19 protein-coding genes are annotated in these 26,890 nt (G+C 69.0%); 10 read left to right on the top strand and 9 right to left on the bottom strand.

Going from position 1 to position 26,890, the window contains the following annotated elements; translation table 11 throughout:
* Positions 1 to 60: 60 nt before the first annotated feature.
* Positions 61 to 1,095, bottom strand: a complete 1,035-nt coding sequence (locus DFJ68_RS09585; RefSeq protein ID WP_121032713.1) for a glycosyltransferase — start codon at positions 1,093 to 1,095, stop codon at positions 61 to 63.
* Positions 1,096 to 1,363: 268 nt separating this feature from the next.
* Here DFJ68_RS09585 and DFJ68_RS09590 point away from each other — a divergent pair, with 268 nt between their 5' ends.
* Positions 1,364 to 3,424 carry a glycosyltransferase gene (locus DFJ68_RS09590; RefSeq protein WP_245963566.1) on the top strand — a complete coding sequence of 687 codons (2,061 nt, stop codon included), beginning with the start codon at positions 1,364 to 1,366 and terminating at the stop codon, positions 3,422 to 3,424.
* Between the two features lie 90 nt (positions 3,425 to 3,514).
* Positions 3,515 to 4,276: a hypothetical protein gene (locus tag DFJ68_RS09595; protein WP_147431549.1), complete on the top strand. Its 762-nt coding sequence runs from the start codon at positions 3,515 to 3,517 to the stop codon at positions 4,274 to 4,276.
* Positions 4,277 to 4,308: 32 nt separating this feature from the next.
* Here the strand turns inward: DFJ68_RS09595 and DFJ68_RS09600 are convergent, their stop codons facing one another.
* From DFJ68_RS09600 to DFJ68_RS09610, 3 genes are all read right to left on the bottom strand, one after another.
* On the bottom strand, positions 4,309 to 4,905 hold the full coding sequence (locus DFJ68_RS09600; RefSeq protein WP_211333321.1) for an arsenate reductase/protein-tyrosine-phosphatase family protein: 597 nt from the start codon (positions 4,903 to 4,905) through the stop codon (positions 4,309 to 4,311).
* Positions 4,905 to 5,348, bottom strand: coding sequence for an FAD synthase family protein (locus DFJ68_RS09605; protein ID WP_121032721.1), 444 nt, complete (start codon positions 5,346 to 5,348; stop codon positions 4,905 to 4,907). Before DFJ68_RS09605 ends, DFJ68_RS09600 begins: the two co-directional genes overlap by 1 nt.
* Before the next feature lie 110 nt (positions 5,349 to 5,458).
* Positions 5,459 to 6,505, bottom strand: coding sequence for a glycosyltransferase family 4 protein (locus tag DFJ68_RS09610; protein WP_147431550.1), 1,047 nt, complete (start codon positions 6,503 to 6,505; stop codon positions 5,459 to 5,461).
* 121 nt (positions 6,506 to 6,626) lie between these two features.
* On the opposite strand from DFJ68_RS09610, the gene DFJ68_RS09615 reads away from it, so the two are divergent.
* Together DFJ68_RS09615 and DFJ68_RS09620 are read left to right on the top strand one after the other, a co-directional pair.
* Positions 6,627 to 8,285 (top strand): tyrosine-protein kinase domain-containing protein, encoded by a 1,659-nt coding sequence (locus DFJ68_RS09615; RefSeq protein ID WP_147431551.1) that lies wholly within the window; start codon positions 6,627 to 6,629, stop codon positions 8,283 to 8,285.
* Positions 8,285 to 9,421 (top strand): glycosyltransferase family 4 protein, encoded by a 1,137-nt coding sequence (locus tag DFJ68_RS09620; protein WP_121032727.1) that lies wholly within the window; start codon positions 8,285 to 8,287, stop codon positions 9,419 to 9,421. The genes DFJ68_RS09615 and DFJ68_RS09620 overlap by 1 nt, the downstream gene beginning before the upstream one ends.
* A gap of 77 nt (positions 9,422 to 9,498) precedes the next feature.
* Here DFJ68_RS09620 and DFJ68_RS09625 read toward each other — a convergent pair whose 3' ends face one another.
* From DFJ68_RS09625 to DFJ68_RS09635, 3 genes are all read right to left on the bottom strand, one after another.
* Positions 9,499 to 11,889, bottom strand: a complete 2,391-nt coding sequence (locus DFJ68_RS09625; RefSeq protein ID WP_170165736.1) for a right-handed parallel beta-helix repeat-containing protein — start codon at positions 11,887 to 11,889, stop codon at positions 9,499 to 9,501.
* Positions 11,890 to 12,107: 218 nt separating this feature from the next.
* Entirely contained in the window at positions 12,108 to 13,277 is a 1,170-nt protein-coding gene (locus DFJ68_RS09630; RefSeq protein ID WP_147431552.1) for a hypothetical protein, read from the bottom strand.
* A 235-nt stretch (positions 13,278 to 13,512) separates the two neighbouring features.
* Positions 13,513 to 18,456 carry a PKD domain-containing protein gene (locus tag DFJ68_RS09635; protein ID WP_121032733.1) on the bottom strand — a complete coding sequence of 1,648 codons (4,944 nt, stop codon included), beginning with the start codon at positions 18,454 to 18,456 and terminating at the stop codon, positions 13,513 to 13,515.
* Between the two features lie 671 nt (positions 18,457 to 19,127).
* On the opposite strand from DFJ68_RS09635, the gene DFJ68_RS09640 reads away from it, so the two are divergent.
* The 6 genes from DFJ68_RS09640 to DFJ68_RS09670 all read left to right on the top strand — a co-directional run bounded on the left by DFJ68_RS09640 (position 19,128) and on the right by DFJ68_RS09670 (position 24,549).
* On the top strand, positions 19,128 to 20,165 hold the full coding sequence (locus DFJ68_RS09640) for a WecB/TagA/CpsF family glycosyltransferase (protein WP_121032735.1): 1,038 nt from the start codon (positions 19,128 to 19,130) through the stop codon (positions 20,163 to 20,165).
* Between the two features lie 53 nt (positions 20,166 to 20,218).
* The gene (locus DFJ68_RS09645) at positions 20,219 to 21,166 is read left to right on the top strand and encodes a glycosyltransferase family 2 protein (RefSeq protein ID WP_276330699.1); all 948 of its coding nucleotides are present in this window, start codon (positions 20,219 to 20,221) and stop codon (positions 21,164 to 21,166) included.
* Positions 21,163 to 22,059, top strand: a complete 897-nt coding sequence (locus tag DFJ68_RS09650; RefSeq protein WP_170165739.1) for a glycosyltransferase — start codon at positions 21,163 to 21,165, stop codon at positions 22,057 to 22,059. Before DFJ68_RS09645 ends, DFJ68_RS09650 begins: the two co-directional genes overlap by 4 nt.
* A gap of 53 nt (positions 22,060 to 22,112) precedes the next feature.
* A complete protein-coding gene (locus tag DFJ68_RS18495; RefSeq protein WP_147431553.1) occupies positions 22,113 to 22,622 on the top strand; it encodes a hypothetical protein in 510 nt (169 codons plus the stop codon).
* Positions 22,623 to 22,668: 46 nt separating this feature from the next.
* Positions 22,669 to 23,846 (top strand): IS3 family transposase gene (locus tag DFJ68_RS09665; RefSeq protein ID WP_121035258.1). Its coding sequence is split into 2 segments (ribosomal slippage): positions 22,669 to 22,953 and positions 22,956 to 23,846, totalling 1,176 coding nucleotides; the frame shifts between segments, so codons are not numbered across the junction.
* 76 nt (positions 23,847 to 23,922) lie between these two features.
* On the top strand, positions 23,923 to 24,549 hold the full coding sequence (locus tag DFJ68_RS09670; RefSeq protein ID WP_147431554.1) for a glycosyltransferase: 627 nt from the start codon (positions 23,923 to 23,925) through the stop codon (positions 24,547 to 24,549).
* Here the strand turns inward: DFJ68_RS09670 and DFJ68_RS09675 are convergent.
* Positions 24,516 to 25,865: an O-antigen ligase family protein gene (locus DFJ68_RS09675; protein ID WP_121032747.1), complete on the bottom strand. Its 1,350-nt coding sequence runs from the start codon at positions 25,863 to 25,865 to the stop codon at positions 24,516 to 24,518. The two genes, DFJ68_RS09670 and DFJ68_RS09675, sit on opposite strands and share 34 nt — an antisense overlap.
* Positions 25,865 to 26,782: a hypothetical protein gene (locus DFJ68_RS09680; protein WP_147431555.1), complete on the bottom strand. Its 918-nt coding sequence runs from the start codon at positions 26,780 to 26,782 to the stop codon at positions 25,865 to 25,867. The genes DFJ68_RS09675 and DFJ68_RS09680 overlap by 1 nt, the downstream gene beginning before the upstream one ends.
* Positions 26,783 to 26,890: the final 108 nt, after the last annotated feature.

Below are 26,890 nucleotides of genomic sequence, written 5' to 3' on the forward strand. Positions count from 1 at the left end.
ACGGCATCCCGATGACACGAAGGACGCCCCCACCCGACGGGTGGGGGCGTCCTCCGTGCTTCAGCCCCGGCGGATCTCGACGGCGTGGCGGTAGGCGCCGAGATGCGCCGGCGCGGCCAGGGCCCAGTCGCGGCGACTGAGGTCGGGCGCGTCCGTCCGATCAGGACGGCGGGTCTCCTCGAGCGCCCGACGCAGGTCGTCGCCGTCGAGGTCGCCCTCGAAGGTGATGACCCAGCCGGGACCGACCTCGGCCGCGAGGTCGCGGTTGACGGCGTTGTCGGGCACGAGCACCGGCCGGGACAGCGACAGCGCCGTCAGGGCGGCGCCGGAGTTGTGCATGTGGCGGTAGGGCAGCACGACGAGCTCGCTCTCGCTCACCGCGCGGGCCAGGTCGGCGTCGCTGAGGAACTCCCACCGGGTGGTGATGCGGGCGTCCCCCGACGCGAGAGCGTCGATCTCACCGGCCAGCTCGTCGGTGCTGGGCTTGCCGGCAACACTGAGCGAGAGATCGTCGTCGGGCAGGCCTCGGAAAGCCTCGACGAGCTGCTCGACACCCTTGTATCGGCGGACGAGGCCGACGTAGCCGAAGCGCCCCCGCACGGCCGGCGGCCGGTCGAGGGTCGCGTAACGGTCGCGGTAGTCACCGTGCAGGACGACTGCGACCTGACCGCCGACGAGCGAGCCGGTCTGCTGGTTGAGCGTCACCCGAAGTACCGTCATCCGGTCGATGCGCTTGAGCAGGAGCCGCTGCGCACGCGTGAGGCCGGTCGGCAGCTCGAGGTTGTGGGCGGTACGCACGACTGGGGTCCGTGACAGGGTCATCCGGCCCACAAAGGCGGCAGTCAGGGCCACGCGCGCCAGGCGGCGGCTCGTCCGCTCACTCGACATCATGACCTCGGGCCAGTGTGCGTGGAAGACGTCGTACCGCCCGAAGATGGCGCGGCGGAAGGAGAAGGGACGTGCCTCCAGCCCTGCCTGCTGCCGCAGCCGCTCGAAGAGGGTGGTGATGTAGGGGTTGGTCGTGGGCCGGGGGGTGCGGTGCGACAGCAGCACGCGAAGGGGCGCACCGTCCTCCCCCGTGGTGTCGGCCGACATCCAGGCTCCTTCGTCAGGGGCGGTCCGGGACGCGCCGGATCCCCCACTGTGGCGATGAGGCCGGGGCGGGAACCGCCCACGGCAGCTCTCGGGAAACACCCTCGTGGCCTTCACTCCTACCGTATCGTCGGACACCGGCAAGTATTGACAAATCGGCATCTGAGGCCGAGCTGAGAGGGAGTTCGTGAGGCCACGCCTGCAGAGCCGGAGCATCCACGTCGCCGTCCTGACCTACCACCGACCGGAACCGTTGGGACGACTGCTCCCCGTGCTCCTGATCGAGGCAGCGCGGCACGAGGACTCGAGCCCGACCGACACGGTCACCCTCGTCGTGGTCGACAACGACCCGCACGGGTCCGCGCGGCAGGTCGTCCAGGCCGCGAGCGTCGGGTCACCGTCAGACCCATCGTCACCCGACCTGCGCTACGTGGTCGAGCCACGACCCGGCATCTCGGCCGGGCGCAACCGCGCCCTCGACGAGTCGTCGGAGGCGGACCTGCTGGTGTTCATCGACGACGACGAGACCCCCCACCCCGGTTGGCTCGAGCGCCTCGTCCGACTGCACGACGAGTCCGGGGCCGAGGCGGTGGCCGGACCGGTCCGGTCGGTCGTCGACGCTCCCCTCGACCCGTGGGTCGTCGCCGGGAGGTTCTTCGACCGCTCGCACCACCTCGGACGGGCCCAAGCCTCCGTCCTGCCGCGAGCCGCGAGCAACAACCTGCTCCTCGACCTGCGCTTCGTCCGCGCCCACGGGCTTCGCTTCGACGACCGGTTCGGGCTCACCGGTGGGGAAGACTCTCTCTTCACCGGTCAGCTCGTCGCCGCTGGAGGGACCATCCGGTGGGCCGCCGACGCCGTCGTCGACGACCACCTCCCGTCCGAGCGGTTGACGCGCGACTACGCGCTGCGCCGGACCTTCCACATCGCGAACAGCTCGACGCGCGCCGAGGGTGCCCTCAGCGCCGACCCCCGAGCCCGGGCGCGGTGGGTCGCGGGCTCTGGCTCGAAGGCGGTCGGTCGACTGGCCACGGGCGTACCCCGACTACTCGCCGGCGCCCTCACCGGCAACGTCCGTCTGCAGTCTCGAGGCCATCGCGACGTGGCCCGGGCCCGGGGTACCGCGTCGGCGCTCCTCGGCCGACACTCCGCGCCTTACGGTGGTCGGGAGCCTCGAGACGAGTCCGCACCGATCCTCGTAGCGCATCCGTCCTCCGACCTCTATGGCTCGGACCTCCAGCTCGTCGAGACGGTCCGCGGGCTGCGCGAATCCGGTCATGAGGTGCAGGTGCTGCTGCCCGAGGAGGGTCCGCTGGGCGCCCACTTCACCGCTCTGGGTGCCACGGTCGACCTCGTTCCCTCGCCGGTGCTGCGCAAGTCGCTCATGTCGCCGGAAGGACTGATGAGGTTCGGCCTGGAGTTCACCCGCGCCACGGTGAGCCACCTCCGTCTGCTGCGACGCACGCGGCCGGCGGCCCTGCTCGTCAATACCGTCACCATTCCCGCATGGCTGCTGGCGGCACGGCTGGCACGGGTCCCGGTGGTCTGCCACGTCCACGAGGCCGAGGCCGACCAGCCTCGCCCTGTCCGCGTCGCTCTCGCTGCACCGCTCCTGCTGGCGCGTCGGGTCGTGACCAACTCCCAGGCCTCTGGTGAGGTCGTCACCGGCGCCATCCCACGCCTCGCCGACCGGATTCGTCTGACGTACAACGGGATCGACGGTCCGACAGATCCTGCGCCACCGCGTCGCCGTGCCGCCTCCGACCCCGTCGACATCGTCCTCGTGGGGCGACTGTCGCCGAGGAAGGGCAGCGACGTCGCCCTCGAGGCCGTCGCCCTGGTGCGTGCCGAGGGGGTCGATGCGCGCCTCTCACTCTGCGGCTCCGCGTTCGCCGGCTACGAGTGGTTCGAGCAGCAGCTTCGCGAGCGGGCGACCCTGAGCGACCTCGAGGATGCCGTCGAGCTCCGCGGGTACGTCGCCGACCCCGCCGCCGCCCTCACGGAGGCGGACATCGTGCTCGTGCCGTCACGGGTCGAGCCCTTCGGGAACGCCGCGGTCGAGGCCCTGCTCGCGCGTCGACCACTCGTCGCCTCGGCCACCCAGGGCCTGCGGGAGATCGTCCGTGACGGGGACACCGGGCTGCTGGTCCCGCCGGACGATGCCGCGGCGCTGGCGGCCGCGATCCTGCGCCTGACCCGCGACCCCGAGGCCGCGGCCGTGATGGCCGACCGCGGTCGGGCGGACGCGATCGAGCGGTTCTCCGTCGAGCGCTACCGCCAGGACATGGCCAAGCACGTCGAGGACGTCACCGCCGCGCGAGCCGGGGCCTGACGGACGACTCTTCTCGGTACCATCGGCTCGCGCCGGGCGATCGGGCGCAACCGCTCGTTTCGGGCACACCGTGAACCCCGGGGGACAGACATGACAGACCATCGCCCAGAAGGCAGCTCCAGCCCGCAGCGACGGCTCGACCGCAGGGTGGTGGGGCTCGTCATCGGCGTGCTCGTCGTACTGGCCGTCGTCTTCGCCCTGACCCGGGGTGGCTCGGACCCCACCCCGACCCCGGTGGGCGGCACCGAGAGCTCCAGTCCGAACGTGTCCTCGAGCGCGCCGGTGCCCTCGGCCACGACCACGACCCCCGGCTCGACCGCGACGCCCAGCGGCGGGGCCACGACGAGCAGCCCCTCGGGTGGTGACGCGACCGGGACGTCCTCGGCACCGACGTCCACGCCGGCGGCCGGGAGCGCCTCGCCCACGACCCTCCCGGGAGGGGCGACACCACGGCCGACCGCTCCCCCCGTCTCCCTCACGGCACCGGCGACGCCCGTGGCGGGCGTCACCGCCCGCCTTGCTCGTATTGAGAAGGTGCAGGGCGTCTCGACGCTGCCGGGTGAGATCGCCGGTCCGTCGCTCCGGGTCACGGTGGAGTACGACAACCAGACGGATGCGGCTGTCGACCTCCGCGGCGCGGTCGTCAACCTCTATGCCGGTCGCGACCTCGCGCCGGCCATCATGCTGACCCAACCAGGGGCCAAGGCCTTCCCGGCTTCGGTGGCAGCCGGTGGGACGGCGCAGGGGGTCTTCGTCTTCAACGTGCCCACCGCGTCGAGGTCTCAGGTGCGGGTCGAGGCCGATCTGGCCAATGCAGGCGAGATCGTTCTTTTCCAGGGCCCCGTGACCTGATCGTTGCGAGGACAGTTGGGTCGTTCCGACGATCAGGGGCGCAGGCCTCTGGCAACCCTCGCGACAGCTTCGGCGATCTCACGAGTGGCGCGCACGTGGGTGCGCGATGAACGTCCCATGGGGTCGGTGATGTCCGGCGAGCCCGCCCGGACCCGCTCGCCACGCACGAGCGGTACGAGCGCCACCACGTCCGCGACGGTGTGCGGCTTTGCTTCGCCGGCCTGCTCCAGCAGGTCGGCAATATCAGACACGTACGCCGCGAATTCCTTGAGCGTGAACGCGGTCCGGACCGTTGAGGGGGCCTCTCGCACGACATCCGCGCGCTGGCTGCGTGTCGCCGTCAGCACGAGGTCAGCCTGCTCCAGCATCTCCGAGGTCGCCCGCCGTGACCGGAACCCGCTCAGGTCGGGGGCCTGGACCCCGAGACCCTGGGCCGCTTTCACCATCTTGGGCTCGACCGGCAGCCCGTCTCGTGCGATCAGGCCCGCGCTCTCCACCTCGACCGGCCACTGCTCGAGGTGCCCCCGGAGGAGAGCTGCTGCGACGGGAGAGCGACAGATGTTCCCGCTGCAGACAAAGAGAATGGACCCCTTGAGCTCAGCGGCGGCACGGTCGACGGTCTCGCCCATCATGAACCCGTCACCTCGTGCAGCACGGGCTCCAGCAGCGTGAGTGCACGGCGGAGTGAGGTGCTCGACGTGTGGACCGTGTAGGGGAAGTAGACGACCTCGACCCCGACGGCCGCGAAACGCGCCTCGAGCTCGTGGCCCTTGGGGGTGCCCTTCCAGTCGTCCCCCTTGAAGAAGACGTCGAACGGGCGCCGGCGCCACGTCTCGAGCTTGTCAGGCTGTGACTCGATGAACACCTCGTCGACGAAGTCGATGTGCGACACGATCTCGGCCCTCTCGAGTGCCGGGATGATCGGCAGCCGGCCCTTCGCTTGCTCGAGCATGGCGTCGTCGACTACCCCGGCCACGAGATAGTCGCAGTGCTGCTTGGCGTGGCGGAGCACGTTGAGATGTCCCACGTGGAACAGGTCCCAGCCCCCCGGCGCATATCCGATGATGGGCACGCGTCAGTCCTTCCCCCAGTTGTGGCCACAGCTCCCCAGCTGCGGCGTGTATCCCCGTATGGAAGTTTAGGTGGGTTCTGCGGGACGCACGGGAGAATGTAGAAACGGGTCTATCCGCGCACCACGTCGAGCAGCTCGTGGCACATCGCAGCCTCGGTGTGGCGGGCGACGACGTTGTGTCGCCCGGCGGTTCCCATCGACTCCGCAAGGGGAACGTCGTCCAACAGCGTGACGACACCATCCGCAAGGGCGGACGCATCACCGGTCCCTACGACCATCGAGTCGTCGACGCTGACGTAGTCCTCCATACCGGGCGAGCCCGTGATGACCACCGGCCGACCCACGGCCCTTGCCTCTAGGCTCACGGTCATGCCAGACACGTGCAGGTTGTGGCCCGTGGCGATCACCATGACGCTCATGCGGCGGTAGAGGTCACGCAGCTCGACATGGCTCAGATGGGGCACGACCGACACGCCGTCAGGCACCGGTAGGCCGGCTTTGCTCTGCACGACGATCTCCACCTCTGGGCGGGCGCGATGCACCGCCTCAAGCGCGGCGAACAGCGTCCGGGGGTCCCGGTCGCGATCGCCTCCGACACTGACCACCAGCGGCCGGTCCGGGTAGGGGTGGGTTGAGAAGAAGTGGTGGTCCACGCCGAACCGGACGGCACGGACAGACGGCCCGCTCGGACCCATCATTCTTTGCAGCGGCTCCACCTGCGCACTGCTCAGGGTCCAGAGCGCGCGGCACCCACGTAAGGCTCGCCGCACGGCGTCCGCCGAGCGACCGTCGGGGCGGTCGGTCAGCCAGATCACGCCGGAACAGTGTTCCCGCCCCGTGCGACGACCCACGGCCCGAACCGCCGTCGACTCGTCCCACGTCAACAGCACCTCATCTGACTTTTGCTGTGCGCCCCGGGTCCGCGACTGCACCACTTCCTCGCCACGGGAGAGGGCACGGCGCAGTCGACCCTGCTCCGGCAAGGCAATCGGTCGGACTTCGACGCCGTTCCCGGCGAGTGCTCCGAGGCCGTAGGGCCACTGGCCCGGCACAAGGCCGTCGCGGTGACGTCGCTCCCAGGCGACGACGTCCCGTTCAGACGGATAGGCCACGACGAGACGGGTGACGACGGTTGGGAGCGGGGCTGGGTCCGGCACGCAGGAATTCTGGCACAGACTGACGGGCCCGGGCCCTTGACTTCTAAAACCGCCAAACGGGATACTTCGCCTCCTTCGCGTGCCACCATTGCTGGCGAACGTCACACGAAGGAGTACCACGGTGGATCTTGGTCAGTACGTCGCAGCCCTGCGCAAGCGGTGGTTGCTCTCGTTGGCGCTGATGGCGCTCGGCGCCGTCGGTGCATTCGGGGTGGCCCGCAGCACTCCACCCAGCTATCAAGCAACGGCCAAGGTGTTCGTGTCCCTCAGCAGTGCGGACAGCCCGGGTGAGCTCGTGCAGGGCTCCACCTACATCAAGAACGTCGTGGAATCCTACGCCGCTCTCGCCAACCTTCCAGTAGTGCTGGACCCCATCATCGAGGACCTCGGTCTGGACACGAGCGCAAAGTCACTGTCCACCTCCATCGCGGCGGACTCGCCACTCAACACGAACATCATCGACATCCAAGCGACGAGCGGCGACCCGCAAATGGCGTCACGACTGGCGAACGCCGTCGCGCGACAGCTATCGACGGCCGTGACCGAGCTGTCTCCCACCAACGGCACGACACGCCAAGGAGTCACCGTCAACGTCGTGGCCCCAGCCGCGGTGCCGACGTTCGCCTCGGCGCCCCGCACCAAAATCATGGTGCTGACCGGCGCCGGCCTCGGCCTGGCTCTTGGAATGGCTCTGTCCCTCGCGCTCGCGTTCCTCGACACCCGGGTACGCGACCCCCGCGACGTCGAGTCGTTGCAAGAGACAGCGGCAGTTCTTGGGACCATCCCGATGCAGCCACGTCGGAAGCACACGCCGCTGGCGACCCTGGTCGACCCGCTGAGCCCGCGATCAGAAGCCTACCGCCGCCTGCAGACCAACCTTTCCTACATCGACGCATCGTCGCCGCTGCAGGTCATCGTCGTCACCTCCGCCACGCTCGGCGAGGGCAAGACCTCGACCGCCGTCAACCTGGCGATCGCCCTAGGTGAGACCTCTAGACGCGTCCTGCTCATCGACGGGGATCTCCGTCGGCCCTCCGTGGCCGCCTCGATGGGCCTTGAAGGAGCGGCAGGCCTAACGACAGTCCTCATCGGCCGGGCTGACGTTGCTGACGTCGTGCAACCGATGGGACGGATGCACGTAGACGTCCTCGCCTCGGGCGAGGTACCGCCGAACCCTCACCAGCTGGTCGAGTCCGACGCCATGCGCCGTGTCGTCGAGCAGGCGCGCCAGCGGTACGACGTCATCGTGATCGACGCCCCGCCCGTCCTCCCGGTGTCAGACGCGGCCGTGCTGTCGCGGCTCGCGGACGCCGCCCTGGTTGTCGTGGGGTGCAAGCGGGTCCGGCGCAGCGACGTCCGCGACGCGCTGCGAGACCTTACCGCGGTCGGTGCGCGGATCGCCGGCTTGGTCGTGACCTTCGCACCCGAGTCCGAGTCGACCAACCAGTATTACGGTGACCGGCCGAGCAGGGTCTCGACCATCACGCGCCGCCTCCGTCACCGTTTCCGCCCCGACGAGGACTCCTCCCGCGCCGAGGTGATGCGCCGTCTGACGCGGGACGGCCCGGAAGACAGCGAGACGTCGCAGACGCCCAGCACCCGTGCCGAGGCGCGGCAAGCCGCCGCCAAAGATGCCGAACGCAAGCCGGGGCAGTTGATGGCCAACCACGGTGAACGACCGCCTCGCACGGGCGAACCGACCGACGCCGGGCCTGTGGAGCGACCGACCGCCGCGCACCTCGAGATGGCAGCGCGAACAAGCTCACGGGAACATCGCTGATGCCGCTTCTCGAACGCTCTGTCCCCGTGACAGAGCGCGTACGGGTCTATCACACGGTGAGGACGGCCCACCTCGAGCGGACGTTGGAGCTGGCACCCGCTGATCTGGTCTACGGCACTCGAAGGTATGACTTCGACGCCGACGTGGCCGCAGCCGCCGCAAGACGGTCACGAATCGAGCAGGCTGGCGACGTGCGCACAGCTTGGCTGATGGCGCGTCGGGGTTACCGCACGGTTGAGATCAACGAGCCCATCGCCATTGAGACGGTCCGGCGAACGACTCTCACCTTGTTGGCCGTCCGGGCTGGGGACTTGGTCCGCAGACGGCGGACCGCGGTGGTCACATACGCGATCGGCAACGTCCCGATCGACCAGCTGCCGGTTCCAGGAGGCAAGGCGCGACTCGGCCGCAGACTCGACCGCTGGCTCGCTCCCCGTGTGTGGCGTCGCTGTGACCGGGTCGCCTTCGGCACGGAGGCGGCCGTCGAGGCCTACGCCGCTTCGTTCGGGCCCGCCCACCGGGACGCCGTCACGACGTTGATTCCCGCTCTGCCGACAAGGTGCGGCTGCGGAAACCTCTCCCCCTCCGACGGCCATACGGCGATAAGGACACAGATCCTGTTCCTCGGCGACCTGTCGACCCGCAAGGGCTTCGACCTTGTCGTCGAAGCATGGAGCGTGCTTCGCGGGGACGTACCGTCGGCGCGCCTCGTCATCGTCGGGAGGGGCGCCATGGCCGACACCGCCCGTTCACTAGCCCGGACCGACGAACGGGTGCAGTTCGTCGAGGACCCGCCACGACCTGCAGTGCACAAGCACCTCCGCGACGCGTCCGTCGTGGTGCTGCCCTCGCGACCGCACCGTGGCTGGCGCGAGCAGGTCGGCCTCCCTCTCGTCGAGGGGCTTGCCCATGGGTGCACCGTCGTCACGACCCACGAGACAGGGATCGCGGGTTGGTTGCGTGCACACGGACACCAGACGCTGCCTACCGCCGAGGCGGAGCGTGGCGGGCTGGCTCAGGCCCTCACGCGGGCGGTGAGGGAACCGCTGTCTCCGGAACTCGTCATCAGATCCCTCCCGGAACACGACGGGCGGCTCGCGGCGGACGGGTGGATGTTCGCCCCCTCCAGCCCGTAATACTGGCCCAATCGTTCTTGAAGACGCGACGACGGCCCGTCCGGTGGACGGGCCGTCGTCGTTTCACTCTCGCCGGATCAGAGGATGGGCGAGACCGCTCCGAGCCGTCGGCTGCCCCCGGCGACGCCGATGACGGCGGCGATCGAGTCGGGGATGGGCAGGGCGACCGAGGCGGTGCTGCTCGCGGCTGCCGACGTCAGCTGGTAGGCGCTGGTGAGGATCGACGTCCCCTCGTTGAGGGTCGACCCGAGGTCGTTCCCAGTGCCGGGCCGCCACGTGGTCAGGTTCTTATAGCTCATGAGCCCCGCGGTCCCGTTCGCCCAGCAGGCGAGGTTGGCCGGGCTGGTCGAACTGGCCCTCCAGTAGGCGTTGCCCTGGGCGGTGACCCCCATCATCTGCCCCGTCAACCGGTACTGCATGTCATGCACGAGGAACGGGCAACTCCCGGTGCCGTAGGCGATGACGTTGTTCCGGTAGGTGACGTCCTTGGTGATGAAGGTGATGACCGGGTCGCTGCTCCGGCGGGAGTCCTGATATACGCGCAGGGTGTACAGCTGGTTGCCGGAGAAGGTGTTGTTCCACACCGCCACGTTGTTGGTGTCACCCACCTCCACCCCGGATTTGCCGTTGTTCACGAAGTAATTGTTCGCAACGACGATCTTCGATGAGATCTCGAGGGCGATGCCAGTACCGCCGTTGTTGTTGACCCGGTTGCCGGTGATGGTGAGGTTGTAGGCAGACTCGTCAAACCACAGGCCCGCTGTGGTGTTGCGCTCGAAGATGTTTCCGCGCACCGTGACGTCGCGACTCGTGGTCAGCTTGGCCCCGCCTGAGACGGGTGCCTCCTTGAAGCGCTCAATGTTGTTCTCCTGGATCAGCGAACTCGACAGAATCAAGCCGTCTGCCCTGTTCAGACCCAGTCCGAGCGCGCCCGCCCGATTCACCGTGATCTTGTTGAACCGCATCCTCTTGCCCCACCCGTTGATGCCCGTTGTGGCGTTGTCGCTCGCCATGACGTTCTCGAGAGTGATGTCATTAACCTGAGCGCTGATGGCGCCGCCCATCCAGAAGGTGTTGGCATACCGGCGGACACCGATGCCGCGCACCGTCGTCCCCTCCCCTTGGATGACCATGGCCTGCTGCCTGGTGCTCGCCTCGACAGTCCGACCCGACGGGTCGGTTCCGATGTATAGACGACGGCCCGCCTCATCGACGTAGAAGGTACCGGCCACGACGGCAGAGACGGACCCCACCTGGCGCAGTGCAGAGCCATTGACCCAGACCTGGTCCGGGTACCCGGCCAAGGGGTAGGCCGGGTCGATGAATCGATTGGACTCGTCCACTCCTTGGCTGTGGGACACCCTGTGGTCGAAGATCGAGTTCCAGCCGCTCACGACCCATGAGCTGCCCGACCTCTGCCACCCGGACACGGGAGAGCTGCCTTCCATCCAGACCGCTTCACCCGGGTAGGACTGGATCGTCAGACGCTTGCCGAAGGGGACGGTGGTGGACTCGCGGTACGAGCCACCACGCATGATTATTGTCGATCCCGACGGGGCGCGCTCGATGGCGTAGGACAGGCTCCCGTACGGACTCCCCGACGTGCCCGAACCACTGCGACTACCCGCTGCGGAGACGAAGATGGCGCCGCTGGGCACGGTGTAGGCCGTACCTCCCGGAACCGCCGACCCGGCTGCGGTCGCGGGCACCGGGGTGGGCGTGGGTGTCGTCGTGGCCGGCTCCGCAAGACGCTGGATCGCGACATTGTCGTAGTCGAGGGCGGTGGCGGACGAGGACGCAGACAGATAGGAACGGAGCGCGGACCCTCCGGCCGAAGTAATGCGGCTTTCGCTGTTGTCAGAGGCCGACACCTGCCAGCCGGGCGCAGTGCCCGAGCTCGGCCACGCTCGCGCCCTCACGATCACCGGCGAAGTCCCGATAACGTCCACCTGAGCGGTGTACGACGTCCCGGCCGCGGCGGTGCCGGCGATCTGGGTGTCGTTGATGAGGATCGTGTCGCTGGTACCGGAGCGCATCCTGACAATGGCGAGGCTCATGACACCGCTCCTGCCGATGCGAAGGTTGGCGACGTACCCACCGACGGGGGACACTCTTCCCGCGACGCCGGCCGAGACACCGTTCCCCGCAGTGGCGATGCGGTCGACCTTGACGCCGACAGTGGTCCGCACGTCGACGGCCGCGGCGGCCAGCGTCTGCGTAACGCTCGCTCCGGGGTCGAGGTACACGCGGCCCTGCCCGGAGGACACAGCGGTGCGGGCCGGCACCGAGCTGACCCACGTTCCACCAGTGACGGCCGAGCCCCACCCACCAGACACAGTGCGTTCGAAGGTGTCACCACCGATGGTGTCCGTCGGTGAGGGGTCCGCACTGGCGGAGGGTGCAGTTGCAACCGAGGGCACGGTGAAAGCGAGCGAGAGCGCCGCCGCCGTCACCAAGGCATTGCGCACGAGAGCGACTCGTCTGAGGGTCATATCGGTCCTGGGGCAGGGGGGAACTCCCAGGGCCAGCCGTCGACCGCGGGGCTCCCGGCACGAAGGTGGAGGGTTGCCGAGATATGCAGCGAACCGCACCCCTGCCGGTGTGCTGCGGACCAGACCATAACCACAAAAACTCACGAAGTGGAGGTTGTCACCCACGCAAAACGACTGAGCCGCAATCGGTTACATCATAAATCCGACATACGTTGCAAACTAGCGGGGCTCCGATCTTTGACCTGCTGCTCCGCGACTGGCGGCCCTATCTCGGGTGAGCGGACCGCGAGCAGCAGGCCCAGAGCTATCGTCAGATATGGGATCGAGGTCTTCAACGGGCTAAAGGCCAGATCCCACACTGCGCTGACGCCCAACATGAGCAGGACGGCATTGGCCTTCCGTGTCGCGACGAGTCGTCCGAGACGGGCAACGATGAAGAAGAGGATGCCAGCTGCCAAGAGCAGCCCTGGAACCCCCATGTGAGCCCATAAGTCACCCACCCCCGAGTGGAGTTCGACGCCCGTTCCGAACATGTAGTTGTTGACGTAGCCATTGTCGGGGTCGTAGTTGATGCCGAGCATGCCCATCTTGGCGGCGTTGATGTCCGACCTGCTCGCCACCACGCCGAAACCGAATCCCTCGAACCGGTGGTTCATGAGGGACCACGTCGCAGCCATCTCGGGACGGCCGCCGACGATGAGGGACCCGGACTGGGCGATCTGCTCCTCGGAGCGCTGTTGGGCGGCCTCGCCCAGTACCCCCTCGAGAAGCACGGCCTCACTCAGCTGGTAGGCGGCGTAACCGACCGCCCCCAAAGCGGACAGGACACGGACCGTTGCCGCCGGCGCGCTTCTGGGAGCCGGCAACGTCTGCAACAACGTCGCCACCAGAACCACCAACAGAATTCCCATTCGCGAGCGCCCGTCGGACACAGCGCTGACGGCGGCCAGGCCGGCCAAAGCGAGCGCTGGAACGAAACGGCCACCAACACGACAGGCCAGAGCCAGGACCAGGAGACTGACCGGCTTGTCGAACCCGAACTTCCACGGGTTCAGTAAGAAACCGTCGTTCGGACGTATCGACAGCACCATCCCGGCACCGTAAAGGGCTGCCACGACGAGGTCCGGAAGCAGCCGTCGCGCCCAGAGGATCAGGCCGACTCCGAGAACGACAGACAGCGTCATGGCGCTGTTGAGGACCATCTGACGTGACAGGACGGCGTGGTCGGCGGCGGAGAACTCGGTCAACCAGAAGCCTGATCCGACGCTGGCCAGGGCACCGATCAGCAGCGGTCGCGCCCACTGGTACTCGCGCACGTGACGCCACCAGACGGGCAACAGGACGAGAGCGGCGATGACCGCCACCGAGAACTCGTAGGCCACGTACAACCGCGCACCCAGTAGGCATACAAGGGCGCCGACGAGGAGTCGCTCCGCTTGTGGTTGCACACCACTACCGAGACGGCCCAGGCTCGTCGGGTGGATCGACGACGCTGCCACGTGGTCCCCCCTCCTACTAGCCTGTCGATCTTAGTTGGCAGCGTCACAAGATCTGGAGCCGTCCACACCCCAGGTGTGGACGGCTCCAGATCAGCTGCTGTTACTGCTGGCCGCTGAGCGGTCCGGCCCAGAAGTCATCCACCGTGACCCGTGAGGCTCCGGTCGTGGCGGAACCACTCAGGCTCGTCGAGACCCCAACGCCGCCAGCATCCTGAAGCTGGGCGGTCGTGTTGCTGCCAGTGGTCGTCCACGCCGTCGGTTCGGTCGCACCCTGCTTCCAGATTTTGGCCCGGAGAGTCGTGGTGCCGGTGCCGACCATCTGGAACCGGACCCACAGCTTGTCCCCGGCTGCGACCGTCAGGCCAGCCACGTTGACCGACGAAACCGTCGTCTCGGTGGACTGGAGCGCCACCGTGCTGAGGTTGACCGTGCCGTTGGCCTTGACCCAGACCTTTGCGCGGTACTCGCTGGCGAAGCCACCCGTCCGTCCTGTGAAGGAGACGTACGTCCCCCCGCCGTCGGCGATCTTGTCGAGCGAGAAGCTGCCCTTCACCTCGAGGTCTTGCCGCGAGACGGTCTGCAGCTGGGCCTTGGGCGACCAGCCGGCCTGCGCGATGTTCAGCGTCCCCACCCCGCCGTTCACGGCGAAGTAGGAGTTGCCACCCTGGAGGGTCCAGATGCCGCCGGTGTCGGCCGTGCCCCAGCCGGAGGCGACGGTCCGGCCGAAGCCGTCCTGCGCCCAGGCGGTGACGCCCTGCACCGCCACGCTCTTGGTCACGACGTCCGAGGCGAGGCCCTGGTTGTCCTTGACCGTGAGCGTGACCGTGTACGTACCGGCCGCGGCGTAGGTGTGGCTGGGCTTGACCGTCGTGGCCGTGTCTCCGTCACCGAAGTCCCACGCGTAGCTCGCCACCGAGCCGTCGGCGTCGGAGGAGGCCGACGCATCGAAGGCGACGACGAGGTTGCTCGGCGAGGCGGTGAACGAGGCGACGGGCGTGGCGTTCGCAGCCACCGTGACGGACTTGCTCGTCACCGTGGAGGTGAGGCCCCGGTCGTCCTTGACCGTCAGCGTGACGGTGTACGACCCACTGCGGGCGTACGAGTGGCTCGGCTTCTGCTCGGTCGAGGTCTCGCCGTCACCGAAGTCCCAGGCGTAGCTGGCCACGGAGCCGTCGGCGTCGGACGATGCCGACGCGTCGAAGCCGACGACGAGGTTCTTGACGTCCGCCGAGAAGGACGCCACGGGCGCGGCGTTGGGCGATGCGCTGATCGACTTCGTCACCGCCGCCGAAGCGAGGCCCTGGTTGTCGGTGACGACGAGCGTCACCGTGTACGACCCGCGAGCGGCGTACGTGTGCGTCGGCTTCTGCTCCGTCGAGGTCTGCCCGTCACCGAAGTCCCAGGCGTAGCTCGCCACGGAGCCGTCGGTGTCGGAGGAACCCGAGCCGTCGAACGCGGCGACGAGGTTGTCGACCGACGCCGCGAACGCGGCGACGGGCGCCTTGTTCGGGGCCACCGTGACCGAGCCGGTCGCTGCGGCCGAGGCGAGACCCTTGTCGTCCTTGACGACGAGGGTCACGTCGTAGGAGCCGGCGGCCGGGTAGGTGTGGCTGGGCTTCTGCTCCGTCGAGGTCTGCCCGTCGCCGAAGTCCCAGGCGTAGCTCGCCACGGAGCCGTCGGTGTCGGAGGAGCCAGAGCCGTCGAAGGCGACGACGAGGTTGCTCACCTGAGAGGTCAGCTTCGCCTGCGGGGCGAGGTTGAGGTCGATGTCGTGCGTGACCGTCGCCTTGCCGCCGCGGTCGTCGGTGACCGTGAGGGTGATGGTCTGCTTCCCGGAGACCGTGTAGCGGTGGGTGGGCTTGGCCTCGGTCGAGGTCACGCCGTCACCGAAGTCCCAGGCGTAGGAGGCGATGCTGCCGTCGGGGTCGGCCGAGCCGGACCCGTCGAAGACGACGTCGCGACCGGACACGTCCGGGGTGAACGCGGCCGTCGGCAGCTGGTTGGGCAGCTGACCGCCGCCCGCAGCGAAGTGCGCCTTGACCGTCGCGTCGCTGAGGACGCTGGAGTAGACCGCGACCTCGTCGATCGCACCCTCGAAGTAGTTGCTCGAGTTGCCGCCCCACGTGGTGTCGCCGCCGACGCGCCAGTAGCCGTCGTACGCCTGCTGGGTGTTCTGCGGGTTCGTGCCCTTGAGGTTGCCGTCGACGTACAGCGCCATGCCCGAGGGACCCTGGCTGGCGACGAGGTGGTGCCACTGACCGTCGTTGAAGCGGTCGGACGTCGAGATGTTGTTCTCGAAGCCGGTCCACACACCGAAGGTCAGGGTCCCGTCGTCCTTCATCCACACGTGACGGTCGTAGCAGCCGCTCCCGCCGGTCTGGGCGCAGCCGAAGCCGATGATCTTGCCGCCGCGGTTGGTCGTGGTCTTGAACCACAGCTCCTCGCTGTAGACGGTGGGGTTCGCCACGAGCTTGTTCGTGAAGATCCCGCCGTCCCACCCGTTGAAGGTCGCGGCCGTGTTGGCCGTCCCGGTGACGGCACCGGATGCGCCGAGGCCGTAGCCGCCGGTCAGCGTGCCCGGCATGTCGTTGACGGAGGAGTCCTGCACCGTGGGCCCGTTGGACTCACCCAGGCGCCAGTAGAGGTCGGGCGTGCTCGCCCAGACGGCCTTGCCGTAGGCGTCCTTCGGCTCGGTCGGCAAGTTGAGGTCGCGACCGCTCTTCTGGAAGTGGTCCTGCACCTGCTGCAGGGTGAGCACGTTGGGGTACACGGCGGCGTCGTCGATGCTGCCGTTGAACCACTCGGAACCGTTCCACTGACGGTCACCACCGACGCGCCAGTACCCGTCGTAGGGCTGAGCGGACGAGGCACCGGTGTTGCGACCAATGCGCTTGCCGTCGACGTAGAGGGTGACGCCCGTCGCTTCCATCGTGCCGACGACCTGGTGCCACTGCCCGTCGTTGAGGGCGTTGGGGGTCGTCACCGTGACGGTGTTGCCGTTGTAGACGCCGAACGTCACACGGCCCTGCGGGTCCATGTAGGCGTGACGGTCGTAGTTGTTACTCAGACCGGCCTTCTGGTCACCGAAGCCGATGATCTTGCCTCCGGTCGTCGACGTCGTCTTGAACCAGGCCTCGACCGAGAAGACGTTCGGGCCGGGGATCGGCGTCTGCGTGCCGGCCGTGCCGTCGGTGCCGTTGAAGGTCGTCGCGGCGTTGCCGGGGACGGCGCCGTCGGCGCCTCGCGTGAAGCCTCCCGTCAGACCGAGGTCGGACGCACCCGCCCAGTCGAAACCGGTCGAGCCGTCAGCCTCACCCAGGCGCCACAGGCTGGATGCGCCGTCCTTGAGAACGGAGTCGACGTAGGGGCTCAGCGCCGCGTCGGAGATGGTGACCGAGACCCAGTTCGTCTTGGTCGTGTTGCCGTAGGGGTCGGAGACCACCAGGCGGTAGCGGTGCGTTGAGCCCGCCGCCATTCCCGCGTCCGTGATGCTCTTGGTCACGGGCTTCCAGAACGGGGTGTCAATGGTGTCGTTGAAGAGCGGGGTCGACGACTCACTGTCGCGGTAGAGCTTGTAGGTGAGCTTGCTGTCGTCGTAGTCGAAGGTCGACGTGAACGACACACGGGCCGCGCCGGCGGAGAAGGAGACCGCCTTCGGGTCGAGATCTGCCCCCGGGTTGCGCGGGCCCTGCTTGTTGGGCGCGATGGAGCGCGTCGCGTACCGCACCAGTCCCTGCTGAGCGGAGCCGTTGACCCGGGGGAACTCTCCGCCGTAGGCCACGTAGCGGTCGTTGCCCGTCACGTTCCAGACGGCTTGTGACTTCCCGGTGAAGGTGCCCACGTCGGTCCGCGGGAAGAAGGTGAGGAACTGCGGCCGCGGGGTCCCGACGTGGTCCGGGTAGCCGTAGATGTCCCGGGTGTTGCTGCCGCGGACGTCGTTCGTCGTGGCCGTCGAGTGGTAGAAGTCCCACTTAGGACTGGCCTGCGGAAACCCGCCGCTGTTGCCGCAGTAGTGCTTGTGGCTGGCTGAATAGACGACGTTTCCGACCGGAAACACGCTGTAGGTGTCGCCGTGGCAGTCCTCGAGCCAGCGGAGCGAGCCGTCCGACCAGTTGGCTGAGAAGCTGCCCTCGACGTTGCCGCCGCCACCGAAGTGGTAGCCGGAGCCGTAGAAGCTCGTGCCGTCGGTGGCCAAGCTGGTGATGCCCGACTCCGCGCCGCCGTTGCGGACCTCGGAGTTGACCGGCAGTGCCATCACGGTGCCGCTGTCGGCGGCGAAGCGCCCGAGCCCGTAGCCGTTCGTCGACGAACCGGCGACGCTGGTGAAGTTGCCACCCGCGACGACGGACTGGCCATCAGGTGCGGTCACCAGCGCACTCACAGTTCCGTCGTCGATCACGGGCGCGAAGGGCAGGACCGCACCGGTCTGGGCGCTGACCGCGGCCAGCCGCGGACGCCACGAACTGTTGACGTTCGTGAAGTACCCACCGAGGTACACCGTGGTGTTGGTCGCAGCGATGGCCTGGCCGGCGGAGTTGAGCCCCGGCGCAAAACTGCTGAGGTTGCCAGAGGGAAGGTCGAAGGCAGCGACGCGGTAGCGGTTTACGCCGTTGACCGTGGTGAAGGAGCCCGTGGCGTAGAGGCGCTTGCCGTCGGGCGAGGCGGCGAGGTCCTTGACCTGGCCGTTCAGCACGGGCGCCCATGACGTCATGACACCGGTCGTGATGTCGTACGCCATGAGGTGGGTCCGCGCCACGGTGTTCGTGCCCGGCGCCGAACCGGCGGGACGGGCCTGCGTGAAGTTGCCGCCGACGTAGACGGTGTTGCCGACGATGACCTGCTTCCAGGCCACGCCGTTCATCTGTGCCGTCGGGAGCGCGTCGGCCGAGACCGGCTGAGGCAGCGGTGCCTCGGCGGCCGGCGGCGTGGGCACGACGTCGTCCGCCTGGGCTGCCGACGGCATCGCGACGACGCCTCCGGCGACCAGCACGAGGCCGACGGCTGCAGACAGGGCGCGACGCGCCCGGGTGGAGATCGAGTTCATGGACTGCCTCTGCTTGGCGGGACCGAAGTGAGCGACGGACGGGGCGGGCTGTGCCGCTGGGTCGGTCCGTGAGGTGGTGGTGCGAGCAGACCCGAGGGACGGCCGCAGGGCAGGAGGAAGTGACCGACGCGTCGAACGCGCGGTCGGCGATGTCAGCGCACGTCTGTATGGACCGATCACCGAGCACACTCCCCCCAGCGCCGCGCTTGGACCCCCCATGCGCGGAGAGGGCACCGAGGTGCCCTCGTCAACCGGCTGACCCCCCAGGTTGGCCGGCTGTCATGACTGCATAGCAGCCGCGACTGGCACAGGTTACGACGGGGGTTGCGCCCGTCGTGGCGTTTTGGTGGTTTTCCTCGCCGGAAGCGACATACCGACCATCCCCCACGATGACGGGCTCACGTCGAGCGCCACCCCGGGCGCCCTGCCGAGCACCGCACCACCGGCCGCCGCCCATCCAGGCCCGGTCGCGTCGTAGAAGGACCGTCGGTTCACCAATGTGGCGAACGGGACATCAATTGCTTTGCACACATTGGTGACAAAGAGAAATTCGGTGATTTTGAATACAGATCTTCACCGTCCTCATATATTCGCGACTGCGGCTCGGGTCAGGGCAGGACGCGGGCGTCCAGGGGTTCTCGGTAATTTCCAAAGCTTGGGGGCTTTGAATTATGGAACGCGATCTCGACCTGTCATTCCCGCCCGCCCACGGGGCGACGCTGTCCGACGACGACGCGCCGTCGACGTGGACGCCGCCGACCCGCCCGACCAAGCACGGCATCCGCACCAGCCCCCGTACCCGGCAGCTGCTGGGTTCTCGCAGCGCCGCCGCGGCGGCCGGCGTCTGGCGTCACCGCCCGGCTCACGAACCGCAGTCGCTCCCTCGCCCTGCGCCATCGGGAGACGACCCCGCAGAGCCGGCGGGAAGCGAACTCCGACCACCGCTGCGCTGGGCCCGGGCCACCGTCACGGTCGCCGGCTTCGACGTGCACCTGCGCGCCTACGACGGTGTCGTCGACGAGATCGGCGAGGCCTCTGTGCGGCGGTTCGGGCCGGTGATGGCCGTCGCGTCGGCCAACCTCGACCACGTCTACCACTTCGGGCGCGGCGGTCTGGCCGCGCCCCGTGCCATGGCCGACACGGGCGTGCTGACGTGGCTGACCCTGCTCGACGGCATCCCGATCGTGGCCGTCGTGCGCGGTCGCACCGGGGTGCGCTGGCCGCGTCTCGCGGGCGCTGACCTGCTGGTTCCCGTGCTAGCGCGGGCCGAGCAGGACGGCATCCGCGTCGGTTTCCTCGGCGGTCAGGAGACCATGCACGTCGAGCTGCGGCGCGTCGTCGCCCGAGACTTCCCGCAGCTGGTCGTGTCCGGCTACTGGGCGCCCGACCCGTCCGAGGTGGACGACCGGGCCCGCAGCGACGAGCTCGCCGAGCAGGTCCGCCACAGCCGCACCGACCTGCTCGTCGTGGGTCTCGGCAAGCCCCGTCAGGAGGTCTGGATCCAGGAGCACGGGGAGCAGACGGGGGCGCGCGTGCTGCTCGCCTTCGGCGCGTCCGCCGACTTCCTGGCCGGCCAGGTGAAGCGGGCCCCGGCCGTCTTCCGCGAGACCGGCATGGAGTGGGCCTACCGCCTCGCGATGGAGCCGCGCCGCCTGGCCCACCGGTACCTCGTCGACGGACCCGTGGCGCTGAGCCGGCTCGTGCGATGACGTCTGCGGTCACAGCGGCACCGACGGAACGACCGGGCGAGGAGGTGCGGGACATGGTGACAGCACGGCATCCGACCCGTCGCGAGGTGGTCAATGTCGGAATTGCCATCGTGACCTACAACAATTCACGGGACATTCTTTCGCTGTGCGCTTCCATGAATCTTGACGCCGAGAAACTCGTCACTCGAATTCTCGTCGTCGACAACGGGTCATCGGACGACACCGTCGCGGTCGCGCGGGGAATTCCCGGCGTCAGGGTCATCGTGAACGAGGCGAACGCCGGCTTCGCGGGCGGGGTGAACGTCGCCCTGCACGCGCTGGGTGACGAGGTCGACGCCGTCGCCGTACTCAACCCGGATGCCGTCGTGGCCCCCGGCGCGCTCCGCGAGCTGGCGGCGGCGCTGACAGACCCCTCAGTCGGCGTCGCCGTCCCCCGTGTCACCGAGCCCGACGGGGAGGCCGCGTACTCACTGCGGCGGGAGCCCGGCATCCTGACTGCCCTCGGCGACGCCGCCGTGGGCAGCCGGCTGCGTCGGCGCCCGGCGTGGCTCAGCGACACGCTGTGGGACCCGAGGGCCTACGAGCACGACCACGACGTCGACTGGGCGTCGGGAGCGGCGTGGATGGTCGCCCGTGACGTCGTCGGCTGCGTCGGCCCCATGGACGAGCGGTACTTCCTCTACTCCGAGGAGGTCGAGTACGCCCGCCGTGTCCGCCGGCACGGCTGGCGCGTGCGCTACGTCGCGTCGGCCGAGGTCGCCCACGTCGGCGGGGCGTCCGGCCGCTCGGCCGCCCTCGACGCCCTTCGCGCGATGAACAGGGTCAAGGACTACCGCTCGTGCCACCTCCTGCTCCCCTCCCTCGTGTTCGGCGCCGTCGTCGTCGGGCACCAGGCCGTGCGCAGCTCCCGCGGTACCTACGCGGACGTGACCCGGTTGCTGCTGCGGCCCCGGTCGTGGCGGATGCCGGCCCGCGAGTTCGTCGCGTGGGCCTCACGGTGACCGCCTCGACCCGGCCGGTGGTCGCCATCGCGTCCGTCGTCGTCCCCGCCCACGACGAGGCGACCGTCATCGACCGGCTGCTCGAGTCGCTCACCCGCGACGGCGCACCGCTGCGTGTCGTCGTGGCCTGCAACGGCTGCCACGACCACACGGCCGACCGGGCCCGTGCTCACGCCGCGCGCTCGAGCGTTGTCGACGTCACCGTCGTCGACATCGACCGGCCCTCGAAGGCGGCGGCCCTGCGCGCGGCCGAGCGGCTCGACCTCCCGCTCCCCCGCCTGTTCGTCGACGCCGACGTCGTCGTCACCTCGGCCGCGGCGGTCGCCGTCGCCGAGGCGCTGCGCAGCGGACCGGCCCTCGCCGCCCGCCCCCCGCTGCGTTACGACACCGAGGGCGCCGACGTGTGGGTGCGCGCCTACTACCGGGCGCGCAGTCGCACCCCCGCACTCACCTCGTCGCTGTGGGGCGCCGGCTTCTACGGCGTCGGCGAGGCCGGACGCGCGCGGTGGGGCGAGTTCCCCGACGTCGGCGCCGACGACCTCTTCGTCGACTCCCTCTTCTCCCCCGACGAGGTCACCATCGTCGACACGGACCCAGTGGTGGTGCGCACACCCCGCGGCGTCGGGGCACTGCTGCGCGTGCTGCAGCGGGTGCACAGCCCGAGTCATCGCACGACGGATGCCGGCGCCGCCGGTTGGCCCGGTGCGCCGAACCGGTCGTCGGCGGGGTCGAGCCGCAGCTCGCTCGGCGCCGTCGTGCGCGCCAACGCCCGGCGACCCGCCCACGCGGCCGACCTCGTCGTCTACGTGGGCCTGTCGGTTCTCGCGCGAATCGGGCTGCGCGTCATGCGAACTCGGACGACCTGGCACCGCGACAACTCCAGTAGGAGATGAGAGCATCAGTAAAGGAACCAGTCACGGCGTCGACCAACCTACGCGTCCTTCTCGTGCAGAGTCGTGGTCGCAGCATCACCCCTCGAGACGAGCACAGACGTCGACAGGATGCCGGCGAGGAACCGCGCAGCCTTCTTCTGGCCGAGGTGCTGGGTGCCGACCTCCTCGATGAGGAAGCACTCAACGAGGTCGGACCGCTTCGTGCACGTGTCTACCGACGACTTCCCTCCTTTGTCGCGCAGGCGGTGGAGGCGAGACTGTCGGCCAGTAGATACGACATCGTGCTGAGCTGGTCCGAACGCCATTCAGTTGCGTTGGCTGTGCTCTTCACTCTGGCCCCCAGCCGGACCAAGCATGTGACGATGACCAGCCTCATGTCCAAGCCGTCCGTCGGTTGGCCGTACCGGCTCTTTCGCCGGGGCATCACGCACATCATCACGTGGAGCTCGGTCCAGCAGCAGGTGGCTGTCGGCCTCGGTTACGGCCGGGGGCGTGTCTCCTACGTCCCACATCCGGTCGACTGCCGCTTCTACACACCTGGGGACTGCTGCACGGATAGGTGACATCTGATCTGCGTCGATGTGTGTCGGCGCTGGAAGGATGTGCACCATGCCCAAGGCGTTCCCCAACGAGTTCCGCGAGGACGTAATCCGGGTCTTCAAGGACTCGGAGGCCTCTGTCGCCCAGGTCGCAAAAGACTTCGGCATCTCGCCCTCGTGTCTGAAGCGGTGGCTAGCGATCGATGAGCGCAGGTCGACCAGCGCGTCCATCCCGGCAAGGACTGCGAGCGAGTCCGATGCCCTGCGCGAGGCGAACAAACGGATCAAGCTGCTCGAGCAGGAGAACGAGGTCCTGCGCCGCGCGGCCGCCTACCTCTCGCAGGCGCACCTGCCGGGAAAATGATGTACCCGCTCGTCCGCGAGCTCGCCAGTGACGGGATCCCTGTCACGGTGACGTGCCGGGTACTGAAGATCGCCCGTCAGCCCTACTACCGCTGGCTCGCCAACCCGGTCACCGCCGGCGAGCTGACCGCGGCGTACCGGGCGAACGCCTTGTTCGACGCCCACCGCGACGACCCGGAGTTCGGCTACCGGTTCCTCGTCGACGAAGGCCGCGATGCTGGCGAGGCGATGGCCGAACGGACCGCGTGGAAACTGTGCTCACAGCAGGGCTGGTGGTCCACGTTCGGAAAGAAGCGCGGACGAAACGGCAAGACGCCGGGCCCGCCGGTCCACGACGACCTGGTGGAGCGGGAGTTCACCGCTCCGGCCCCGAACCGCCTGTGGCTCAGCGACATCACCGAGCACTGGACCGGCGAGGGCAAGCTCTACCTGTGCGCGGTCAAGGACGTCTACTCCAACCGCATCGTCGGCTACTCCATCGACTCACGGATGAAGTCCTCCCTCGCCGTCGCAGCCCTGGACAACGCCGTGGCCCGCCGCCACGCTGACGGCGCGGACGTGGCCGGCTGCGTCCTGCACACGGATCGCGGGTCACAGTTCCGGTCCAGGAAACTGGTCCACCAGCTGCACCGCCACGGCATGGTCGGCTCGATGGGCCGCGTCGGGGCGGCCGGGGACAACGCGGCCATGGAATCGTTCTTCGCGCTGCTGCAGAAGAACGTCCTGAACCGCCGGGCTTGGCCCACCCGCGAGGAGCTGCGGATCGCGATCGTCACCTGGATCGAACGGACCTACCACCGCCGCCGGCGGCAAGCCCGCCTCGGGCGGTTGACCCCGGTCGAATACGAGCTGATCATGACGACAACCGCCACTCAGGCGGCCTAACTGAAACCGTCACCTATCCGTGCAGCAGTCCCCTGCGCGCGTGCCGCGCCGTGGGATCTTCTCCGCCGGCTCGACCATGCGCGACTTCCCCACCCTCATCGAGGCCGCTGAGGGCCTCTCCACGCAAATCCGTATCGCGGCTTCGCTGGTCGTGCATCTAGGCGGGCTGAGGGCGACCGTGACGGACGTGCGTGAGACCTTGCCGGCTCGCGCGGACGTCAGCGTGAGCCAGCTGACCGCCCTCGAGCTCCGCGATGCGTACCGGGCGGCCGAAGTCGTCGTGGTACCTCTCTACCCGTCTGACATGGACAACGGTGTCAACGTCATCCTCGAGGCGATGGCTGCCGGTCGTCCGGTCGTCGCCTCTCGCATCCCGGGGCAGGTCGACGTCATCACGCACGGGAAGACCGGGTACTACGTCGATCCCGAGAACCCGGAGGACCTGCGGCGCATGCTCGTCCACCTGAGAGACAACCCAGAAGAAGCGGAACGTGTGGCGGACGAGGGTCGGCGATACGTCGCGAGCGTCCACGATCTCGAGACGTTCGCCGACAACGTGCGCGCCCGGCTCATCGAGATCAACGGGGGGCAGAGCTCGCGAGCCACCCCCTGGTGGGCCGAAGCCTCGGTTAGTCCTGACAGCCTCCGCACGAGCGGGTGCAGGCGGTCTCAGACGGCCGGACGTCTCCGTGCCAGTCGGTAGAAGCCGCCGGACAGGCCGAGCATCAGGACGAGGCACCCGGCCGACTGTGGGAAGGCGAAGAGGTCGAAGAAGCCGATGGACATCGTCCCGGCGAGCAGGCCCGCCAACAAGGCCTGGGCCAGCTCACGGTCGCGGCGGGCGGTGACCAGACGTCGCGTACGGACGGCACACACCATGCCGGTCACGAGCAGGGCGATCAGGAAGGCCAGCCCGACCGCACCGGTCTCCATCGTGAACTGCAGGTAGCCGTTGTCGAAGATGTAGTACCGCGGGATGAAGGTGCCGTACCCCCGGCCGAACCAGGGGTTCTGCAGGAACATCTCCCACGCGTAGTCGTAGCCGGCGGTGCGTGACAGCACGCTCGGGTCGTTGGCGGCGCCGGCGAAAAGACCCCGGATGGTCCCTGCCAGACCGGGTACCGCGACCGCGGCGCCGGCCAGACCGACCAGCCCGACCGCAGCGGCCACCCACCTGGCCCGCGTCGACCACAGCACGGACAGGGTCACGAGCACGACCGCCGTGCAGATCAGCGCGGTGCGCGAGAAGGACATGAGGACGGCCAGCAGCATGACGACCACCCGGAACCACGGCCAGAACCGTCGGCCCTCCGTGGTGCGCGCCTGGGTGATGGCGAGCGGCAGGAGCATCGACAGCACGGCACCGAACTCGATGGGGTGCACCGACGTGCCGCTCGGCCGCAGGAACGCCCCGCGGGCGATGAGCGAGCCGTCGGGGTTGGCGATGGTGAGCCCCGGTGGGATGAGCCGGTCGACCCACAGCTGGCCGGTGGCCACCTGCACGAGCGCGACGACGGCGACGGCGCCCGCCCCGATGGTGATCCGGTTGACGAGGACGTGCAGCCGCTCCTTCGAGGCGATGCCGTCGGTCGCGGCGAGGACGATGCCCATGACGGCGACGAACCGGATGAGGCCGCTGTCGGCCGGCATCACCTCGTCCGACATGAGCGGCTGGACCATGGCGTGGCGGTAGACGACGAGCATGAGCAGCAGCAGCGCGAGCGCCGCCCGACGGACCGGCTGCGCGAACCGCGCCTCCGGCTCCGACCGGTGCAGGTGGTGCCACACCCACCACACGAAGACCCCGAGCGCCACGACGTTCGCGGGCGCGCCGACGCTGCCGAGCGGCGCGAAGGTGGCCTGCGCCGGGATGGCGAGCATGAGGGTGAAGTAGACGGTGAGAACCGCTGCGGCGTCGATGGGTTCGCGCTGCCCGGGCGGCGTGGCCGCTCGTCGCTCGGCCGCCGACGCCGGGGCGCGCCCGGCGTCCGGGCGCGACGCGGGACGCAGCAGCGCCATCAGCGTCGGGGTGTGCGAACGCCGGCCGGGGCCAGCTCACGGTCGACCCCGTCGTCCGTCGCCGAGGGGTCGACCCGCACGGACCGGGCGCCCCGTCCTGTCCGCTTGCGCGGACCCTGCGCGGCGCCGTACGCACCGGCGACACCGTCCGCGGCATCCGCGGCATCGGTGTCGGTGACCGGGCGGGCGGGACCGTCCTCCGCCGGTCCGTCCTCGACGCCATCGACGCGCTCCACGTCCTCCGCGGCACCATCACCGGCGGCCGCGCTTGACTCGCCCACCACGGGCGCCGACCGCCCCCGGCGGGCCCGCAGCCCGTCGCCGAGCGCGATGAGCAGCAGGCCGGCGAGGGCGACCCCGGCGGCCCCGACAACGCCGATCTGCACCTGCTTCTTGTGCTCGGCGGTGGGCTCCGTGTCTGACGCGAGCCGGAACGAGCCGATCTGGTTGGCGTCGGTGATGCCGAGGCTCTTCTGCAGACGCACGAGCTCGGTGCCCGCCGTGCGCGTCACGAGCTCGATCGCCTCGATGGCGCCCTCGCTGCTCGGGGCCTCGACGGTCAGCACGATGATCGGCCCCGACGAGAGCGCGTCGGCGACGGCCTCGTACGTCGCTCCGGGCACCTGCTCGGTGATCCCGTCGGCCACCCTCTGGCTGCGCAGCGACGTCAGCAGCAGGTCGCGGGACTGCGTGAGGGAGCCGAGGTAGAGGAGAGGGTTCTCGGGGGCGTACTCGGAGGGCGCCGCCTCCTTGTCGGCGGGCGCCTCCGGCGGGATCAGCACGACCGACGACGTCGCCGAGTACGTCGGCCCGACCACCTGGGTGAGACCGGCACCGGCGGCGACCGCGAGCAGCAGCACGGCAAGCGTGAGGTACCAGCGACGCAGCAGCGTCGACGCGAACACGCGTAGGTCCACGAGACCCCCCTCTGACGAGCTCTGGGCTGCCCTCCCCGGCCGTTCTCGATTCTCACACAGGCGAATCGGCCCCGTGCCAGAATCGGCGAGGTGCTCACAACCGACGTG

Source organism: Terracoccus luteus, from assembly GCF_003635045.1.
Lineage (GTDB): Bacteria > Actinomycetota > Actinomycetes > Actinomycetales > Dermatophilaceae > Terracoccus > Terracoccus luteus.